Source organism: Burkholderiales bacterium, assembly GCA_035518095.1.
Lineage (GTDB): Bacteria > Pseudomonadota > Gammaproteobacteria > Burkholderiales > JAHFRG01 > JAHFRG01.
Window position 1 is genome coordinate 1 of sequence record DATIXX010000073.1, and the last position, 18,725, is coordinate 18,725.

14 protein-coding genes are annotated in these 18,725 nt (G+C 56.9%); 10 read left to right on the forward strand and 4 right to left on the reverse strand.

Annotated features, from left to right (window positions below; all coding sequences use genetic code 11):
- The coding region (locus tag VLV32_11640; protein HUL42536.1) for an MBG domain-containing protein at positions 1 to 958 on the forward strand (958 nt) is incomplete at its 5' end.
- A 53-nt stretch (positions 959 to 1,011) separates the two neighbouring features.
- Here VLV32_11640 and VLV32_11645 read toward each other — a convergent pair.
- Complete coding sequence (locus tag VLV32_11645; protein HUL42537.1) at positions 1,012 to 1,683, reverse strand: dienelactone hydrolase family protein; 672 nt, start codon at positions 1,681 to 1,683, stop codon at positions 1,012 to 1,014.
- On the reverse strand, positions 1,676 to 2,335 hold the full coding sequence (locus VLV32_11650; GenBank protein HUL42538.1) for a phosphoribosyltransferase family protein: 660 nt from the start codon (positions 2,333 to 2,335) through the stop codon (positions 1,676 to 1,678). Before VLV32_11650 ends, VLV32_11645 begins: the two co-directional genes overlap by 8 nt.
- 279 nt (positions 2,336 to 2,614) lie before the next feature.
- Between VLV32_11650 and glgP the strand changes: the two genes are divergently transcribed.
- Positions 2,615 to 5,182 carry an alpha-glucan family phosphorylase gene (gene glgP / locus VLV32_11655; GenBank protein HUL42539.1) on the forward strand — a complete coding sequence of 856 codons (2,568 nt, stop codon included), beginning with the start codon at positions 2,615 to 2,617 and terminating at the stop codon, positions 5,180 to 5,182.
- Here the strand turns inward: glgP and glgA are convergent.
- Complete coding sequence (gene glgA, locus VLV32_11660; GenBank protein HUL42540.1) at positions 5,179 to 6,642, reverse strand: glycogen synthase GlgA; 1,464 nt, start codon at positions 6,640 to 6,642, stop codon at positions 5,179 to 5,181. The genes glgP and glgA overlap by 4 nt on opposite strands.
- A 190-nt stretch (positions 6,643 to 6,832) precedes the next feature.
- Between glgA and glk the strand changes: the two genes are divergently transcribed.
- The 8 genes from glk (at position 6,833) to polX (ending at position 17,472) form a co-directional block, all read left to right on the forward strand.
- Complete coding sequence (gene glk, locus VLV32_11665) at positions 6,833 to 8,023, forward strand: glucokinase (protein ID HUL42541.1); 1,191 nt, start codon at positions 6,833 to 6,835, stop codon at positions 8,021 to 8,023.
- A 130-nt stretch (positions 8,024 to 8,153) separates the two neighbouring features.
- On the forward strand, positions 8,154 to 8,423 hold the full coding sequence (locus VLV32_11670) for a DUF2934 domain-containing protein (GenBank protein HUL42542.1): 270 nt from the start codon (positions 8,154 to 8,156) through the stop codon (positions 8,421 to 8,423).
- Positions 8,424 to 8,647: 224 nt separating this feature from the next.
- Positions 8,648 to 9,916, forward strand: coding sequence for a glucose-1-phosphate adenylyltransferase (glgC, locus tag VLV32_11675; protein ID HUL42543.1), 1,269 nt, complete (start codon positions 8,648 to 8,650; stop codon positions 9,914 to 9,916).
- A 38-nt stretch (positions 9,917 to 9,954) separates the two neighbouring features.
- Positions 9,955 to 11,637 (forward strand): glycoside hydrolase family 57 protein, encoded by a 1,683-nt coding sequence (locus tag VLV32_11680; GenBank protein ID HUL42544.1) that lies wholly within the window; start codon positions 9,955 to 9,957, stop codon positions 11,635 to 11,637.
- A gap of 95 nt (positions 11,638 to 11,732) precedes the next feature.
- The gene (gene ppsA, locus VLV32_11685) at positions 11,733 to 14,168 is read left to right on the forward strand and encodes a phosphoenolpyruvate synthase (GenBank protein ID HUL42545.1); all 2,436 of its coding nucleotides are present in this window, start codon (positions 11,733 to 11,735) and stop codon (positions 14,166 to 14,168) included.
- Positions 14,169 to 14,528: 360 nt separating this feature from the next.
- Positions 14,529 to 15,185 (forward strand): nitroreductase family protein, encoded by a 657-nt coding sequence (locus VLV32_11690; GenBank protein ID HUL42546.1) that lies wholly within the window; start codon positions 14,529 to 14,531, stop codon positions 15,183 to 15,185.
- Between the two features lie 160 nt (positions 15,186 to 15,345).
- A complete protein-coding gene (locus VLV32_11695; GenBank protein HUL42547.1) occupies positions 15,346 to 15,741 on the forward strand; it encodes a TraR/DksA C4-type zinc finger protein in 396 nt (131 codons plus the stop codon).
- Between the two features lie 6 nt (positions 15,742 to 15,747).
- Positions 15,748 to 17,472: a DNA polymerase/3'-5' exonuclease PolX gene (polX, locus tag VLV32_11700; GenBank protein ID HUL42548.1), complete on the forward strand. Its 1,725-nt coding sequence runs from the start codon at positions 15,748 to 15,750 to the stop codon at positions 17,470 to 17,472.
- Between the two features lie 46 nt (positions 17,473 to 17,518).
- Here the strand turns inward: polX and VLV32_11705 are convergent, their stop codons facing one another.
- A complete protein-coding gene (locus VLV32_11705) occupies positions 17,519 to 18,385 on the reverse strand; it encodes a GGDEF domain-containing protein (protein HUL42549.1) in 867 nt (288 codons plus the stop codon).
- Between the last annotated feature and the right edge of the window lie 340 nt (positions 18,386 to 18,725).

Genomic DNA, 18,725 nt, shown 5'->3' on the forward strand with positions numbered 1-18,725 from the left:
GCCGTACGCGATTACTGGGGGCAGTTTGAATGCGCTGACCGGGAGTGCGGCGGGCAATTACAGCGCGAGTTTGAGCACGGCGGGCAACACGCTCTCGATCACGCAAGCGCCGGCATTGACAGGAACGATTGCGAACCAAACAAAAGTTTATGGATCGACTGATCCGCTCGCAGCGACTATTCCGGTGGGCCTGAGCGGCGAGGTTAATGCGAGCGTGACCGACTGGAATGGCAATCTGACCGCAATTAATGACACGACAGCGGGCAAGGTATCGGCAACGCTGGCAAGTATTTCACGCAACCCGGGTGAAAACGTGGGAAGCTACAGCTACACCGCAGGTGTGCTCAATCCGCTTGGCGGTAGCTCGGCTGGCAATTATTTGGGCGCTAATTTCAATCCGGGAGCGAGCGCGCTTGATATTACGGCGGCGGCGCTTACGGTTACAGCGGACAACCAAAGCAAGCTCGTTGGCAATACTTTTAACTTTACTGGAACCGAATTCACTTCAGCAGGACTGCAATTCGGCGAGACGATAGGCAGTGTTACTTTGACCAGTGCGGGCGCCCCGGCGCCGGCGCCTGTTGGCACATATCCCATCGTGCCGAGCGCGGCCACCGGCGGAACTTTTAGCGCCAGCAACTACAACATCAGCTACGTAAATGGCCTGATGACGGTGAATTCCGTTACGCCGCCTCCTCCGCCTCCGCTGCCAACTGTGAATAACCTCGACGGGTTCATCAACCCGATAATTGTAGGCCTACAGTCGCTCGGCATTGGGGTTCCTGCAGTTACGCATGAAGCATTGGATTGTTTGGGCATAGGCCGCCACTTTGGTCCCGCGGTGAGCAACGGCGTGGCTGTCAGTTTGCCGCGAACATGCGCTTCAAATCCTCGGACCAACCAAATCTACGACGTACCGGGACAGACAATACGGCATTTGATAATAGGCGAGAAGTAACAATTCAGATCGCTTTCGGCGAGAAGGGTCTGTCCTCGCTCCCGGATCGCTGACTATTGCAGATGGCGTGCAAACCAGCGCGCTGCAATAGCGGCAACTTTATCCAATGCACCCGGCTCTTCGAAGAGATGTGTTGCGCCTGGAACGACCGACAGCTCTTTTTCGCATTTAAGTTTGCGATAAGTCTCTTCATTGAGTTCTATGACGCCAAAGTCGTGGCCTCCTACTATGAGAAGAGTCGGGGTGATCACACGTGCGAGCTTGTCATTGCCGGTTAGATCCGGGCGTCCGCCGCGCGAGACGACTGCTGCTACTTGCTGTGGGCGATCGGCGGCAACCCGCAATGCGGCTGCGGCACCGGTGCTCGCGCCAAACAAACCAAGCGCCAGACTTTTCGTCGCCGGAAACGTGCTCAGCCATTGCGCTGCATCGGCAAGCCGGTCTGTAAGCAGGCCGATATCGAAACGCGTTTCGTAGGTTTGATCTTCCTCGCGCGTGAGGAGATCGATCAGCAACGTTCCGAGCCCTGCGGCGCGCAGCTCTCGCGCCACAAAATTATTGCGCGGACTTAACCTGCTGCTGCCGCTGCCGTGGGCAAATAGGACGATGCCTTGGGTTTTTTCGGGCAGCTCCAACATGCCCTCAAGGTGCACTGCGCCTGATGGAACCACGACCAGCTCGCTCAAGCCGCCGCGCGGTTCCCTCAGATGTCGCAATTCAGTCATGCTGAACCTCTCGTCTACGGCGCCGCGCCTCAAGTAGCGCAACGACATCTTGGTCCTCGATTTGCGGAAACGACCCGTAGAACTGGCCGACCGCGTAAAAATCCTGTGGTACTTCGAGGCATATCATTTCATCAGCGTAACCGCGGACCGTTTCGAGACTTCGGGACGAGGCGACCGGCACGGCACAGATAAGTTTTGCAGGGGTTTTGGTGCGTACTGCATGCAGCGCTGCGACCATGGTCGCGCCAGTGGCCAACCCGTCATCCACGACTATCGCAATCTTTCCCTCGGGATTGAGCGGCGGCCGACCGGGTGTGTAGAGCGCGCGCCGCTCTTTTACAAGCGCAAGCTGCGTCCGTTTTTCCCGCTCAATGTACTCCGTTGTTGCGCCGACTTCGCGTGCATGCGGCGCGATGAACGTCCACCCCGTCTCATCGACTGCGCCGATCGCCAACTCAGGCGAATAGGGGGAGCGCAGTTTACGCACCAGCAGAACGTCGAGCTCGCCGTCAAGGGCGTCGGCAATCACTCGTCCCATCGGCACTGCTCCGCGTGGTATGGCCAACACGAGTGGATTTTCCCCGCGATAAAATTCGAGCGCTGCGGCAAGACGTTTAGCCGCAGCATTCCTGTTCGCGAAAATCGTATACATATCAAATAGGACTGATCTCACGCATGCTTTATAATATCCACCCAGTGCGCGCGCGATTTGATGCAGATCAAGCAGACCGTGTTTCGGGGGTTACTTTTTTAATTAAAAGAAATCTAGCCAGGTTGCCTGAAGCGCGAAAACTGCGTAATAACCATCCTAGGGAATTCGACGGGGAGTGGAATGCTCTCCGCGTTATTCCGTTTTGGGCTAAGATTAAAACATTGATGCAAATCGAGAAGGAACATATGCCCGCTTGACTGCGGCGCTTGCAAATACTCTATGCAGCCAGCACCAGGCACCACCTTTTCGCTCGGGGTCAATCCTAAAATTCCGCCGCAGCTGGCGCGTCTCGAAGAGCTCGCAAACAATCTCTGGTATAGCTGGGATCGCGCAACGCGGACCTTATTCGCGCGCCTGCACCCGGCGCTGTGGGACGCATTGCGACATAGCCCAAAGGCATTTCTTAAGTACATTGACCAGCAACGGTTGGTTGCTGCTGCGGCCGATCCGGTGTTCATGCATGAATTCGAGCAAGTGTTGTCGGCGTACGACGCTTATCGGAACGAGCCGCCGCGCCTAAACGGCAAGGCATTGCTCCCCGATAAAGATTTGGTCGCCTATTTCTGTGCCGAATTCGGATTCCAGGAAAGCTTGCCGATTTATTCCGGAGGCCTCGGCATATTGGCCGGGGACCATTGCAAGGCGGCGAGCGATATGCAGATCCCGTTCGTCGCGGTGGGTCTTCTCTACCGCCAGGGTTATTTCCAGCAACGCGTGGACGGCGAGGGCAACCAGCATGCGGCCTATACCGATTCGGATTTCGGCGATCTGCCTATTGCGCCGGCGCTGCGTGAAGACGGTAGCGAGATCCATGTTACTGTCGAAGTTGCTGCGCGCGATGTCAGGGCCAAGGTATGGCGGGCGCAGGTCGGGCGCGTCGTTCTTTACCTTCTCGATACAGACCTCGAAGTGAACCGTCCGGAAGATCGCAACATCACGCACCGACTTTATGGCGGAGACCACCATACCCGGCTTGAGCAGGAAATTGTCCTGGGCATAGGGGGTGTGCGCGCGCTTTATGCCATGAATTTGAAGCCGACGGTCTGGCATATCAATGAAGGTCATTCCGCGTTTCTGGTTCTCGAGCGTGTACGAAATTTGATTCGCGAGGGCCTCGACATCGCGAGTGCCCTGGAAGCGGTTGCGGTGAACACATTGTTCACTACGCACACGGTGGTTGCCGCGGGACACGACCATTTTTCCGAGCAGGCAATCCTGCATTATTTTGAGCGCTATTGTCGTGAGCTCGGTTTAAGCAGCGCGCAGCTTCTGGGTTTGGGGTACACGCCGGCCAATGGCGAGTTCAGCATGACTGCGCTTGCGGTGCGCGGATCGCGCTTTCAAAACGGTGTAAGCCGCATTCACGGCGGTGTGTCGGCTCAGGTATTAAAAGATCTCTGGCCGCAAATTCCGCCCGAGGAGAACCCGGTCGCTTACGTGACGAACGGCGTACACGTGGCTACGTTCCTTGCGCCGGAATGGGCAGATCTGTTCGACCGCTTTCTCGGTGACAACTGGAGTCGAAACATCGCTGACCCTGCCTGCCTGGAACGCATCGCCAAGATACCGGAGCAAATTTTCTGGAGCGTTCACCAGCAACTCAAGACGCAGATGCTGCACTTGGTTCGCCATTTGGTAAGAATCCAGCATTTCCGCAACCGCGGCAGCGAGGCACACCTTGACCGGCTGCTCAAGCTCGCTGACCCGGCCAACCCCAACGTGCTCACCATAGGTTTCGGTCGGCGCTTCGCAACCTATAAGCGCGCCGCGCTCCTGTTCGAAAACCTCGAATGGTTGCGCGAGATCGTACGCGATCCGCAACGCCCGGTTTTATTCATTTTCGCCGGGAAGGCGCATCCTGCCGATGAGCCCGGCAAGGAACTGATCCGGCGGTTGATTCAAGTTGCATCCATGCCGGAATTCGAGGGCAGGGTCCTGTTTGTCGAGGGCTACGATTTGCACTTGGCGCGGAGACTCGTGTCCGGCGTCGATGTCTGGCTCAACAATCCAGTTTTCCCAAGGGAGGCCTCCGGCAGCTCCGGCATGAAAGCCGGCATCAACGGCGTAATCAACCTCTCAGTGCTGGACGGCTGGTGGGACGAAGGTTATCAGGGCGACAACGGCTGGGCGATAAAGCCTGCGTCCGAAATGCTCGATGAGCAGCACCGCAACCGAGAGGAAAGCCGCTCGTTGTACGAATTACTGCAGGACCGCGTGATTCCAATGTATTACGACCGCGGCAAGCCGGGATTTTCTTCGGAATGGATTAAACTGGCAAAGCGTTCCATCACTACTCTTCTTCCCCGCTTTAACACTACCCGCATGTTGGAGGAGTATGTCACCAAGTTTTATGTTCCTGCTTCACGAAACGGCGAGCGCTATTTCGACAATCAATTTGAGCCGGCGCGCACGATCGCGGCATGGAAGCAGCGCGTGCGTGACGCTTGGCCGGGTGTATCATTGCGGCGTCTCGACGTCCCGATAAAAAACGTTGTCTTCGGGAACGAGGTGCGCATCGAAGTTGGAGTGCGGCTGAACGGGCTCAAGTCCGAGGATATCACTGTCGAACTTATGCTGTTCAGCTCGGTGCGGGACCTTGACGAGAAGCGTGCTTTTAGATACCACGTTTTCACTCCCGACGGCACAGTCAATCCTTCCGGTGAGCATCAATACGTGCTTAAGCTGGTTCCGGATATTTGCGGCAAGCTCGAATACCGTATCCGCGCCTACCCGCATCACTCCTTGCTGAGCCAACGCTTTGAGCCTGGACTGATGATCTGGGTCTAAGCCCGATCTATGCCTAGGTCTTGGCGCGCCAGCCGAGCGTAAAGTTCAGCGTATTGCCCTGCAGCGGTATGCCAGCCGAAATCCCGTGCCATGCCGTTCTGCTGCAGCTTGCGCCAGCTCTGCCGGTCGCGGTACACAGCGACTGCGCGCTGGACTGCCGCAAGCAGCGCAGGTGCAGTGAGTTCACTGAATAGAAAACCGGTTGCACGTCCATTGACAAGTGCCTCGGGGCAGTAATCGATAATTGTATCGGCGAGTCCGCCGGTGGCGCGCGCGACCGGTGGGGTTCCGTAGCGCTGGCTGTACATTTGGTTCAGACCGCAAGGTTCAAATCGCGAGGGCATGAGAAACATGTCCGCACCGGCCTCGATCAGATGCGCGAGACCCTCGTCGAAGCCGATCGCGACGGCGATATTCCCAGTGTGTCGCTCCGCAATCATACGCAGCCCGTGTTCCAGCTCGTGCTGCCCGGTGCCGAGAGCGACCAGCTGTGTCGGCAACTGGATAAGCTGCGACGCCGCCTCTGCCAGTAAATCGGTCCCTTTCTGTTGCGTGAAACGGTTTACCACGCCGAGCAACGGAATCTCCGCGTCGACTGTGAGTTGCATGCGGCGCTGCAGCTCCAGCTTGTTAAGCAACTTGTTGTCGAGAGTGCCTGCATTGTAGCGACACGCGATTAGCGGATCGGTCTCCGGATTCCAAACAGAAGTGTCAATTCCGTTCAGGATTCCGGTCAGCGAGTGCCTGCGCTGGTGAATCAGTCCCTGCATGCCGAACCCGAGCGGCTCGGACTGGATCTCGCGTGCATAGGTCGGACTGACGGTAGTGATCGCGTCGGCATAAACCAGCCCGGCTTTGAGAAACGACACGCGGCCGTGGAATTCCAGGCCCGCAACGGTAAAACTTGACTGAGGAAGCCCGAGTGCCGACACCAGGTCGGGCTCGAAGTTACCCTGAAATGCGAGATTATGAACAGTCATGACTGCCGCGGCCCGCGGCCGCGGAGTATAGTGCAGATATGCGGCCGCAAGCGCCGCGGGCCAATCGTTGCAATGGATGATGTGGGGACGCCAGTCGAGCAGGTTGTATTCACTGCCCAGAATCGCTGCCACTTTCGAAAGCATGCCAAAGCGCCGGCCATTATCAGGCCAATCCTCGCCAGCCGCGTTCTGGTACGGGCCACCGGCGCGCGCATACAGTGGCGGGCTGTCAAGCGCGATCAATGGGACGCCATTTGGAAGATTTCCTGTCAGCAGGCGCGCTTGGTAGCGGGCGTCAAAAGGCATCAAACGCGCCCGTTCCTGCGCATCGTGCGCAGCCGCCAGAACAGGAGGATAGCCGGGCAGGAGAACGCGCGCGTCCACCCGCAGTTCGCGAAGCGCAGCCGGCAGCGCCGCGCACACGTCACCAAGCCCGCCGGTCTTGGCCATTGGCGCGCACTCCGGTGAAGCGAACAGCACGCGAATTGTCGATGAATCAGCGTTCAAAAAAAAGGCCTCTGGTTGACGTACCGCTAATTTTCGCCGATGCCGGGAAGCGACATGCGGTCGCAGAATACTAAATTATTAGATTTACTTTTGCACCTTGCTATCCCGCTAACGCCCACGGCAAAGGCGCGATCACGCGGGTCAACGTGAAACATCTAGAGCAATGAATAACACTGCAGAAATACGCGCTACTGAAGTCGGATTAAACGCCCATATTGCTGGGAGCGCGCGCCGCGCAATGTTGCACAGTGTCCCGCTAAGTCAAGATGTGTTGCCAAAACAGACTGGGAATGAAAGCAAACGAACTTCGCGGTCGCTTGGGCACCGGGGCCGACGCGCGCGAGGGCACGGCTCGTCGCACGGTCCAACCTTGATACTGGCAGGCGACGTTGGAGGGACCAAGACTCTGCTTGAAATTGGCGAGTTCAAGGACGACCGCTGGGTTACCGTATTTGGCGTTCGCTACCTTGATACCGGGCACCGGGATTTTTTCAGCGTATTGAACACGTTCTTTTCTGAATGGCACGCGCAACAAGGCGCGGCGCGGCAGATTGCGCGGGCCTGTTTTGGCGTCGCAGGTCCGGTCTTTAACAATCGCGCGCAGATGACCAATTTGCCGTGGTTGATCGACGGCAATGCAATTGCGGAACGTTTTGAAATTCCACGTGTCAGGTTAGCGAATGACTTTGCTGCGGCGGCCAAAGGGATCGAGCTGCTCAAGGCCGCGGATCTTGTCACGTTGCAATCCGGTGAATCGCTGGCTGGAGCGCCACGCGTCGTTATTGGACCGGGCACCGGGCTCGGCGTGGCATATCTGGTATGGGCCGCGCAACAGTACCTGGTTGTTGCCGGGGAAGGAGGGCATGCAGGATTCGCGCCGGCGACACCCGAGGCATTCGATTTATTTCGTGATTTTTATTTACGCGAGGGCCGGGTCAGTTCGGAATATGTTGTCTCCGGACCTGGATTGGTGCGCATTTATGAATTTCTCTGCCGCAGCGAGAACAAGCCGCCGGCAGTTGCCGGTGCGTTGACTGCCGGAGACGGCGCTGCAGTGATTACCCATGCCGCACTTGAGCGCGGCGACCCAATGTGTTTGCGTGCGCTCGATCTGTTCATCTTCTGTTTCGGAGCGCTCGCTGGTGATCACGCGTTATCGGTTATGGCGCGCGGAGGCGTTTATCTGGCCGGTGGAATCGCCCCAAAAATCCTTCCGCGCCTCAGCAATGGTGGATTTTGCAGCGCGTTCAACGCCAAAGGAGACTATTCGGCTTTCGTAAAAAAAATCCCAGTGCACGTGGTCATCAACGAGAAATTAGGGCTGCTCGGGGCCGCGCTGCTGGCGCATGATTGAGCATGTTTTATTGCGGGTCCGGCGCTTCTTTAATTTATTGACTTAGATCAAATTATTTTGAATGTGAAAGCCTATAATTTTTTTGACATAGTTCTGATTTATACTATTTTGATAAAGGAGGCTGGCAAACATGAAAACTCATCAAACTGATATCGGCAAGCGGCAACGGCCCAAAAGCATGGCGCAAAGGATTAAAGAACTGACGAGTTCCGGCGAACAAACGATCGGCAATTCTGAGACAAAGATCTCAGGTTTCGCAAAGATTGATGCTGACGAGCGTTACAAATGGGTTGCGCAGGCGGCGTATTTTCGCGCTGAAAAACGCGGCTTTGCGCCAGGCGGCGAACTGCAGGACTGGCTCGAAGCGGAGGCTGACATTCAGCAACAGCTCGGCCAATAATTTGATCTGCTGCTCATGTCCGGCGTGGCCGCAGACTGAGGTAAGAACCTGGAAGCATCTTACCCGGCCAGAACAAGTATTTCGGGCGTGGGTCAATGTAGACGCGAGCCTGCTGAAAGTCCGGCTACAGAACGCAGTTGGACAACAAGTAAACAGACCTAGGTGAGCCGATCATGGAGCTCATTGCGAATAGCGCACATCTCGAATATTCCCCGCTCAAGGACATGGCTGACCCACAGTTTGTCGGCCAGTTGACCAAAAACGCCATCGCGATCGTGCTGGCGGGCGGGCGCGGCAGCCGGCTGGGGCCGCTTACAGACTGGCGCGCCAAACCTTCGGTGCCGTTTGCCGGCAAGTGTCGGATCATCGATTTCGCTCTTTCCAATTGCGTAAATTCCGGTATTCGCCGCATAGGCATCTGTACGCAATATAAGGCGCAGAGCCTGATCCGGCACGTGCAGTATGGCTGGAGCGTGCTGGACGCCCGCATGGGCGAATTTGTTGAACTGCTTCCCGCCCAGCAGCGTGTAACCAGCAGTTGGTACTTGGGTACCGCCGATGCGGTGTACCAGAACCTTGATATCCTGCGCCGCCACGAGCCGGATTATGTTCTGGTCCTGGCGGGAGACCATGTTTACAAAATGGACTACAGCAAAATGCTCCAGGATCATGTCAGGAAGTCATCAAAAATGACCGTCGCCTGCATTGACGTGCCGATCAGCGAGGCAAAGCATTTTGGAGTCATGCAAGTGGAATCTAACGGACGCATTGTCGGTTTCGAGGAGAAACCGGCGGAGGCGAAACCGATTCCGGGACAGGCCGACCGGGCGCTGGCGAGCATGGGCATCTACGCGTGTGATGCGCAGTTTCTTTATGAGCAATTACTCCGCGATGCTGAAGACCAATCATCCAGCCACGACTTCGGCAAGGACCTCATCCCGCGACTGATTCGAGAAGGCATCCCAGTCCACGTCCACCGCTTCGCGGAGAGCTGCGTCAACATGACCGGAGGCGTTCCGTACTGGCGCGATGTCGGCACCGTCGACGCCTATTGGGAAGCAAACATTGCCTTGACTGCAGTGATTCCCGATCTCAACCTATATGATAAGGACTGGCCGATCTGGACCTACCAGGAACAGCTACCACCGGCCAAGTTCGTGTTTGACGAACCGCACCGCCGCGGCATGGCGATTGACTCGATGGTGTCCGGCGGCTGCATTATAAGCGGCTCCCTCGTAAAGCGCTCGCTCTTGTTCAACAACGTTCACGTTCATGATTATTGCACGATCGAGGACTCGGTGATCTTGCCGGACGTAGATGTTGGTCCCAGAACGATTCTTAAGCACGCGGTCGTCGATAAGTATTGCAAGCTTCCACCCGGCTTCACTGCCGGCATCGACCCGGTCGAGGATCGCAAACGCTTCTACGTTACCGAAAAAGGCATCACTCTCATCGTGCCTGAAATGCTGGGACAGCGGGTTCATCATCGGTGATGGGCTCGCCGTCACCTATTGATAGGCGTCTCGATCTGGTGCTGCTCTGGCACATGCACCAGCCGGATTACCGGAACTACGCGACCGGCGAGTTCAGGTTGCCGTGGGTCTATCTGCACGCCATCAAGGACTACAGCGACATGGCGTTTCACCTCGAGCATCACCCCGGGGTTCAGGTGGTGGTCAACTTCGCGCCGGTGCTGCTCGATCAAATCGAGGATTACACCGATCAGTTTGCGGCAGGTAAACTGCGCGATCCGCTGTTGCGGCTCCTTGCGCATCCCGAGGATAAGCCAATTAGCGAAAACGACCGAACGTTCATCCTGGAACGCTGCTTCCATGCGAATCACGAGCGGATGATAGAGCCTTATCCCGCATACAAAGACCTGCATACGCTGTTTTTAGCGTTGGAAGCGCGCGGACCGGATGCCATGCGCTATCTTTCCGACCAGTACTTTTTCGATTTGCTCATCTGGTACCACCTGTGCTGGACCGGCGAAACCGTGCGACGCAATTCGGAGATCGTTACGCGGCTGATGACCAAGGGCGTGCATTTCAGCCACGCGGAGCGTATGGAGCTGTTCAAACTGATCGGAGATCTGGTCAGCGACATCATCCCGCGTTACGCAAAGCTTGCCGCTTCGGGCCGCATCGAAATTTCAACCTCGCCGCATCATCATCCGCTGGCGCCGCTGCTCATCAATTTCGGCAGCGCGCGCGAAGCCGAACCCCGATTAACGCTGCCGCAATCGCCCGAATACCCCGGTGGCTATGAACGTGTCGAATCACAGCTGCGGACGGCAATCACCGAGCACTCGCGGCGTTTCGGCGAAACGCCTGCCGGGGTGTGGCCCGCCGAAGGCGCAATTTCCGCTGCTTTTATCGGTTTGCTGGGGGCGCATGGATGCAAGTGGACAGCAAGCGGCGCTAAAGTGCTGATGAATAGTCTGCACGGACCGGAAGAAGACCCGCGGCGCACGCTCTATCGTCCGTACCGCCATGTGGCAACAGCGCCCGATCTTGCATTGTTTTTTCGCGATGACCGGCTCTCCGATTTGATAGGTTTCGAATATGGAAAATGGAACGGCCACGATGCTGCGGTGAACTTTATCTCTGAGCTCGAAGCCATTGCTTCGCATGCAGTGCAAGGCGAAACACCTTTGGTGAGCGTGATTCTGGATGGCGAAAATTGCTGGGAATATTACCCTTACAATGGTTATTATTTTCTCGACGAGCTATACCGTTTATTCGAATCGCACCCGTTTGTTCGCACGACGACCTACCGCGCTTACCTTAATAAGATGACCACGGATGCGGCGGCGCTTGAGCGCATCACGGCAGGAAGCTGGGTATATGGCAACTTTACGACTTGGATAGGTTCCAACGAGAAGAACCGGGCATGGGATTTACTGTGTGCAGCAAAGCACAGCTTTGATCTGGTGATCGGGAGCGGACGCCTCGACCAAAAGCAGGTAACCGCGGCCTACCGGCAACTTACGGCGTGCGAAGCATCAGACTGGTTCTGGTGGATGGGCGACTACAACCCGAGCTTTGCGGTGGAGAGCTTCGATCATCTATACCGGGAAAATCTCGGAAGCCTTTACCGGCTGCTCAACCTGTCGCTGCCTGCTCATCTAGCGCACCCGATTAGCCACGGCAAGGGAACGCCCGAAGCGGGCGGTGCCATGCGCCGCGCTGCCGAACCGGTGCACGGTACTTAAAGAACGCCGCCATGATGCCCGGCGAGCGAAACGTCTCGCGAGACTAGATGCCCGTCGCTAATGTGAAACATCGCAGCAAAAGGAAATAGAAGCCTATGACAGCCCAGCCAGATTTTGTGCGCTTTTTTGAAGAAATTGGCATCCGCAATGTGCCTCAAGTCGGGGGCAAGAACGCCTCGCTGGGAGAAATGTATCGCGAACTGATCCCACGCGGGTTGCGGGTCCCAAACGGTTTTGCAACGACGGCCAAGGCATATCGTTACACGCTTGACCGTGCCGATTCGTGGAAGGCACTTCGCGAGGCCTTGTCCGGGCTCAATCCCGCGGACGTCAATGACCTTGCGACGCGTGCCGCGCGCGCCAGAGACATCTTATATCGTGCACCTTTGCCGTCTGACTTTGCAGACGAAATTGTTCGGGCATATGGGCAGCTCGTTAGGCAATATGGTCCCGAATTGAGCGTGGCCGTCCGCAGCTCCGCGACTTCGGAGGACCTTCCTAGTGCGAGTTTTGCCGGTCAGCACGAAAGCTTTCTGAACATTCGCGGGGAACAGCAACTGCTTGATGCGTGCCGACGCTGTTTTGCGAGTCTGTTTACCGATCGTGCCATCCGCTACCGGATTGACCACGGCTTTGACCATTTTAAGGTTTTGATGTCGGTGGGCGTGATGAAAATGGTACGGTCGGATCTTGCCGCAAGCGGCGTCATGTTTACGCTCGATACAGAAAGCGGATTTCGCAACGTCGTGTTCATCAACGCCGCCTACGGCCTGGGGGAAAACGTGGTTCAGGGAACGGTGAACCCGGATGAATTTTATGTTTTTAAGCCGACACTGCGCGCGGGATACCGCACCGTGTTGCGCCGCATGGTCGGCAAGAAGGAATTCAGGATGGTTTACGCCAGCGACAGTGCACATGGCACAACGCAGAACGTTCCTGTCTCGCACGAGGAACGCCGCCGCTTTTGCATCTCGGACAAAGAGGTCGTCGAACTCGCCGAAGCCGCGATTAAGATCGAAGAGCACTACAGTACCCGCGCAGCTGCACCCATGCCAATGGACCTGGAGTGGGCCAAAGACGGGATCGATGGACTGCTCTATATCATTCAAGCGCGTCCCGAGACGGTGGTGTCACGACGGACCGCGGGCGTTCTGGAGGAGTACCGGCTTAACGGCAAGGGAAAGGTGAAATGCACCGGGCGGGCGGTCGGCGAAAGCATCGCCACGGGGACGGCGCGAGTGATTCAATCCATCGAACAGCTACCTGAGTTCCGGGATGGAGAGATCCTGGTCGCTAAGACCACGGCTCCCGACTGGGGGACAGTTATGAAAAAGGCCTGCGCAATTGTTACCAGCCACGGCGGGCGCACATGTCATGCCGCCATTGTGGCGCGCGAGCTTGGCATTCCCGCGATCGTCGGCGCCGAGGGCGCGACCGAGTTGATAAAAACCGGTGACAAGATAACCGTTTCCTGCGCGGAGGGTGATGTCGGCAAGGTTTACGACGGCGCCATTCCGTTTGAAAAATCGCAGATCAATCCCGGTGCCATGCCGCAGCCGAAAACCCACGTAATGGTGAATCTTGGCAACCCCGAGCTGGCATTTCGCACGAGTTTCCTGCCAAACGACGGAGTCGGGCTCGCGCGCATGGAGTTCATCATCATCGAGTACATCAAGGCGCATCCGATGGCGCTTGCTCATCCCGAGCGCGTGACCGACGCAAAAGAGCGGGCTGCGCTCGAGGAGCTTGCAAGTGATTACGCGTCGCCCGCTGATTATTTTATCGAGAGGCTTTCCGAGGGGGTGGCGACGATCGCTGCGGCCTTTTATCCCAAGCCCGTGATTGTGCGGTTGTCGGATTTCAAAAGCAACGAGTACGCGTCACTGCTAGGCGGAAAATGGTTCGAACCGGCCGAGGAAAACCCGATGCTCGGATTTCGCGGTGCGTCGCGTTACGCCCATCCGGCGTACGCAGACGGATTTATCCTTGAGTGCCGGGCAATGCAGCGCGTGCGCTCGGCAATGGGTTTGCGAAACATTCGGCTGATGATTCCGTTTTGCCGGCGCATCGATGAAGCAAAGCGCGTGCTCGCGTTGATGGCGGAGCAGGGCCTTAGACGCGGCGAGGACGGCCTGGAAATTTACGTCATGTGCGAGATTCCGAACAACGTCATCCTCATCGATCAATTTGCCGCCCTTTTCGACGGCTTTTCAATCGGCTCCAATGATCTCACTCAGCTCACACTGGGCGTGGATCGCGACTCCGAGATCGTCTCGTTTGATTTCGACGAGCGCGATGAAGGTGTTCTGGAAATGATCCGCCTGACGGTCGCGGGCTGCAAAAAGAATCACCGGCACTGCGGGATATGCGGACAAGCGCCATCCGACTACCCAGAGGTGACCGAATTTCTGGTAAACCTCGGTATCGATTCGATTAGTGTCAACCCGGACGTTCTAATTAAAACCAGACGCTTGGTCTATGAAACTGAGCAGTCCCAGCACCCGGTTACAAGTGCGGGCTCTGCATCCTGAATTCTAATTTGCGGCTACTCGACCGCCGTTGAAAATGTTGAGGAAGTCCCCCCGCTTGGCATCTCCTGTTGACAGGAGAAAACTCACGCTCCGCTTGGCCCTTCAAAGGGCGAATAGAGCCGGGGGGACTACCTCAAAGCTTTCGTGCCAATCTGATAACAGCATCTTCCAATCGCCGCTCGAATGTCTTGACTAAAATCAAATTTTGTGCGAATTACAGCACTCGATGACTGGAACATGCGAGCCGGCTGATTGATCTAAATCAATTTGCGTTTTTCCATGTGGAATAACATTTTGCAACCAAACTTGGGCTTTCCATGCCGAATTCGGTCAGAACAGGGCAATGAGCGGAGAGCGGTTGTGGCGGATACAAAAAAGATTTCTCCGGTTGTAGAGGACGTCGGTGCGTTGCTTCTTCCAGATGATCCGGCACGCGCTGTAAAGGCTGACGCCATCAAGCTTCCCGCGCCGAGAACACAGGGCGGCAGGCCGCTTATGCAGGCGTTTAAACTGCGGCATTCATCACGCGAGTTTAGTAAAAAGAAATTGCCGCTGCAGGTACTGTCCGATCTTCTGTGGGCGGCGTTCGGTGTAAACCGCGCGGAAACCTGCGGTCGCACGGCACCGTCGGCACACGATTGGGAGGAGATCGACCTGTATGTCGCGACGGCCGACGGGCTCTATGTGTATGACGCGCACAGATGTGTGCTGAAGCGATTGCAGGCACGGGACATCCGTGCGCAGACTGGATTGCAATCCTATGTTGCGGACGCGCCAATTAATCTGGTTTACGTTGCGGACCTTGCGCGAATGGCCGCGGCTACTGAGGAGGAAAAGGCTTATTACTCCGGTCCGGATGCGGGGTTTATCGCGCAGAACGTGTATTTGTTTTGCGCATCGGAAGGTCTGGCAACAGTAGTGCGGGGGATGGTGGACCGCGCCGCACTCTCTAAGCTGATGAAGCTTTCGCCAAAGCAGCGCGTGGTGCTCGCGCAAACTGTCGGTTATCCTGGATGAACCCAATGAGCGACCGATCAATTTGTCTCAATGCGCGCCTTTGCCGATAATTTGATGTGGGCTCTTGTGATCCCTTGGAAATGTTGTAGAAAGCGCATTCTGAGCGGCGCCCAAGGCAAATAGGCATCAGAATAAAACTCCTGCGTAACGCGCGGACTATATGAATAGACTTACAAAGACACAATACGCCCGTTTGGCGCGCTTGCTCGACGCGCTCGATCACCGGATACGCGAGGATATTCGCGCTGTGCTGTTGCAGTCCGGTGACCAGAGATACATCGATCTTGCCGGAATGGTTCATGATACCGGGGACGAGTCCGTAGCAGATGTTCTGGCTGAACTCGATAACCAACTAATCGAGCGCCATTTACAGGAACTGAACGAGGTCGAGGCCGCGCGCCAACGGCTGGCGGACAAAAAAATCAACAGCTGCGTCGAATGTGGCGGCGAAATCGGCGTCGAACGGCTGACCGCTTACCCGGTTGCCGTGCGCTGCTTCGTATGCCAGGAGCAGTTTGAGAAAACCCACGCACACGAAGCCACCCCCCGGCTTTAATACGCTATGCCGGTCCACAACGCGGACATCGCGGCAATCTTCCAGGAGATCGCGGACCTGCTGGAAATCCGTGGCGATAATCCGTTTCGCGTTCGCGCCTACCGCAATGCGGCGCGCAGCGTCGGGGAATTCGGCCGCGAGTTCAAAACACTAATTGAATCCGGGGCGGAACTGCCGAAGCTTCCCGGAATCGGCCCCGACCTGACCGCCAAGATTCACGAGATTGTTGCCACAGGCCACTGCGCGGCGCTCGACAAGCTGCGCAAGGAAATGCCCCCGGCCATAACCAAACTGTTGCGCGTTCCGGGACTCGGTCCAAAACGGGTTCAGACGCTAAACCGCGAACTCGGCGTTGCAACGGTAGCTCAGCTTAAGCAAGCGGCGCGCGCCGGCCGCATACGCGACATTGCAGGATTCGGTGCGAAGACCGAGCGGCGCATCCTCGAAGCGCTGGAAGCGCACGCCGAGGAGTCGCAGCGAGTCAAGCTCTCCGTCGCAACACAATATGCCGAGGCGCTAGTCGATTATCTAAGGCGCGGGCGCGGCGTCAAACAGGTCGTGGTCGCAGGCAGTTACCGCCGCATGAAGGAAACGGTCGGCGATCTCGATATTCTGGTGACCGCCAAGGCGGGCGGAGAGGTGATGGAACGCTTCGTAACCTATGACGAAGTGAGCAAAGTGCTTGAGCAAGGGGAGACCCGTTGCAGTGTCGTGCTAAAAAGCGGGCTGCAGGTCGATTTGCGGCTGGTGCCCGAAGAAAGCTACGGCGCGGCATTGTATTATTTCACGGGTTCAAAGGCGCACAATATCGCAGTGCGCCGTCTTGCGCAATCGCGCGGCCTCAAGATTAACGAGTACGGCGTGTTCAAGGGGGAGCGGCGCGTGGCGGGGGAAACCGAAGAATCGGTTTTTGCTGCGGTCGGATTGCCGTTCATTGCGCCCGAGTTGCGCGAAGATCGCGGCGAAATCGAGGCCGCGCGCGCGGGCCGTCTTCCGCAGCTTCTCACGATTGCTGATTTGCGCGGCGACCTGCATACGCACACCAAGGCTTCCGACGGGCACAACACCGTCCGCGAGATGGCCGTTGCCGCAAAGGGCCAAGGCCTAAGTTACATTGCGATCACGGAACATTCGCGCCGGCTGGCAATGACCCACGGCCTCGATCCTGAGCGGGTGGCGCGGCAGATTGACGAAATCGACAGCATCAACGACGAGCTTTCCGGCATTACCGTGCTCAAAGGCATCGAGGTCGATATTTTGGAAGACGGCACGCTTGATCTGCCCGATTCGGTGCTGCAGCGGCTGGATGTGGTGATCGCCGCGGTGCACGGCAAATTCGAGCTGTCCCGCCGCAAACAAACGGAGCGCATCCTGCGCGCTCTGGACAATCGCTGTGTCAATTTGCTTGCGCATCCGACCGGACGCCTGATCGGCGCGCGCGAGCCGTACGATGTGGACATGCTGCGCATCATGCGCAAGGCGAAAAGTCGCCGCGTATTCCTGGAGCTCGACTCGCAGCCCGAGCGACTCGACCTTGATGATACGATGTGCCAGATGGCGCGCGACGAAGGCGTGCTGGTCAGCATAGATTCTGACTCGCACAGCACGTTGGATTTTGCCAACCTGCGCTACGGGGTGGGACAGGCGCGGCGCGGCTGGCTTGGGCCGGGCGATGTTCTTAATACCAGGGATCTTGCAGAACTGCGCCGGTTGCTTGCCGCGTGCCGCTAAGAGGATTGCCGAAAGGAGTCATGCCTGGCGTTTTCGCCAAAGCGTGTCAGGCACCTTGAGACGGGCGGACGTATTCGTGAAATGAAATGTTATTCTTCGTCGACCGTTTCACGTCGTACATGAGATTGTCAGCGATTTTTATTGCGTCATCGAGAGGCGGTGGAGGCGGGGGAAAGACTACGACGCCGATGCTGAAGCCGACTGACCAGTTGTTCTGGAAGACGACTTGCAGGAGGCGCTCCCGAATCCCTGTGAAGAACAGCTCCGCACCGGAAATATCGGTTTTCGCGAGCAGGATCGCAAACTCGTCACCGCCAAGACGTCCAACCGTGTCGGAACTGCGTGCACGCTCCGCCAGGGTAGCCGCCACGGTCTGGAGAACCCGGTCACCGATGCCGTGACCCAATGAATCGTTGATGCCCTTGAAGTTATCGAGGTCGAGATACGCCAGGGCAAGGGGATAGCGATGACGAGCCGCAAGCTGAAAAAGGAGCTGACATCTGTCCTTGAAGGCGCGGGCATTGAGAAGATTGGTAAGCGAGTCGCGTTGAGCAAGCCGCGATTGCAGTGCAAGCACTGCGTGCAATCTCGTGAGAAGATATGCGATTATAAGAAAAAAACCCAGCCGAACGAGCGCATTCCAAAGCGGAACAACGGCGTTGCTGTAATGGTGTCCCGATGTCAGATCAGCAATCAGCCAAATTGTCGCGGAGGCAACGCTCATTAGGATGCCGGCGCCAGTGCCCAAATACCAGGAGGCCAGAGAAACAGGAATCAGGTAGAAGATCGAGAACGACAGCTCGTAGCCGGTCAGGAAGTCGGTGGCACCGATAACACCCGCAAGCACAACGCAAGCGGCCGCCAGTGTAGCCCGGGTTCGAAGCGCGAGAAAGGCGTTCAAACGATCAAGCACATTGTTTTCAATCTAAAGTTGCATAACGGGTTGGCACCGGGGTTTTCATCGCTTGTCTTTCTTTGTCGCAGCCTTCATCGGTGAATAACCATGCACGTTACTTCGGAGACGCGAGTCGCGCAACTCCATTTTGGAAAGGACACACGAATTGATACCAAAGGTGCGACTCAAGGGCGACAAATCACCGCGGGCTACTTGACGCATTGCCCAAATGACGTCTGGCCCACTGTTTTGCCTGCCCGATGGCGATCCGAATTGCCTGGCCTTCCGGGTAGCCTTCGGCGAGCAGAGCGTTGGCGATAGCGATCGCCTTGTCGCGCACTGCCGGTTCAAGATGCTT

Bases quoted from the DNA above. Each gene is read 5' to 3' on its own strand.
- glgC (HUL42543.1), top strand. From the start codon at position 8,648: ATGGCTGACCCACAGTTTGTCGGCCAGTTGACCAAAAACGCCATCGCG.
- VLV32_11695 (HUL42547.1), top strand. From the start codon at position 15,346: ATGAATAGACTTACAAAGACACAATACGCCCGTTTGGCGCGCTTGCTC.
- VLV32_11670 (HUL42542.1), top strand. From the start codon at position 8,154: ATGAAAACTCATCAAACTGATATCGGCAAGCGGCAACGGCCCAAAAGC.
- ppsA (HUL42545.1), top strand. From the start codon at position 11,733: ATGACAGCCCAGCCAGATTTTGTGCGCTTTTTTGAAGAAATTGGCATC.
- VLV32_11645 (HUL42537.1), bottom strand. From the start codon at position 1,683: ATGACTGAATTGCGACATCTGAGGGAACCGCGCGGCGGCTTGAGCGAG.
- VLV32_11650 (HUL42538.1), bottom strand. From the start codon at position 2,335: ATGTATACGATTTTCGCGAACAGGAATGCTGCGGCTAAACGTCTTGCC.
- glk (HUL42541.1), top strand. From the start codon at position 6,833: ATGAATAACACTGCAGAAATACGCGCTACTGAAGTCGGATTAAACGCC.
- polX (HUL42548.1), top strand. From the start codon at position 15,748: ATGCCGGTCCACAACGCGGACATCGCGGCAATCTTCCAGGAGATCGCG.
- glgP (HUL42539.1), top strand. From the start codon at position 2,615: ATGCAGCCAGCACCAGGCACCACCTTTTCGCTCGGGGTCAATCCTAAA.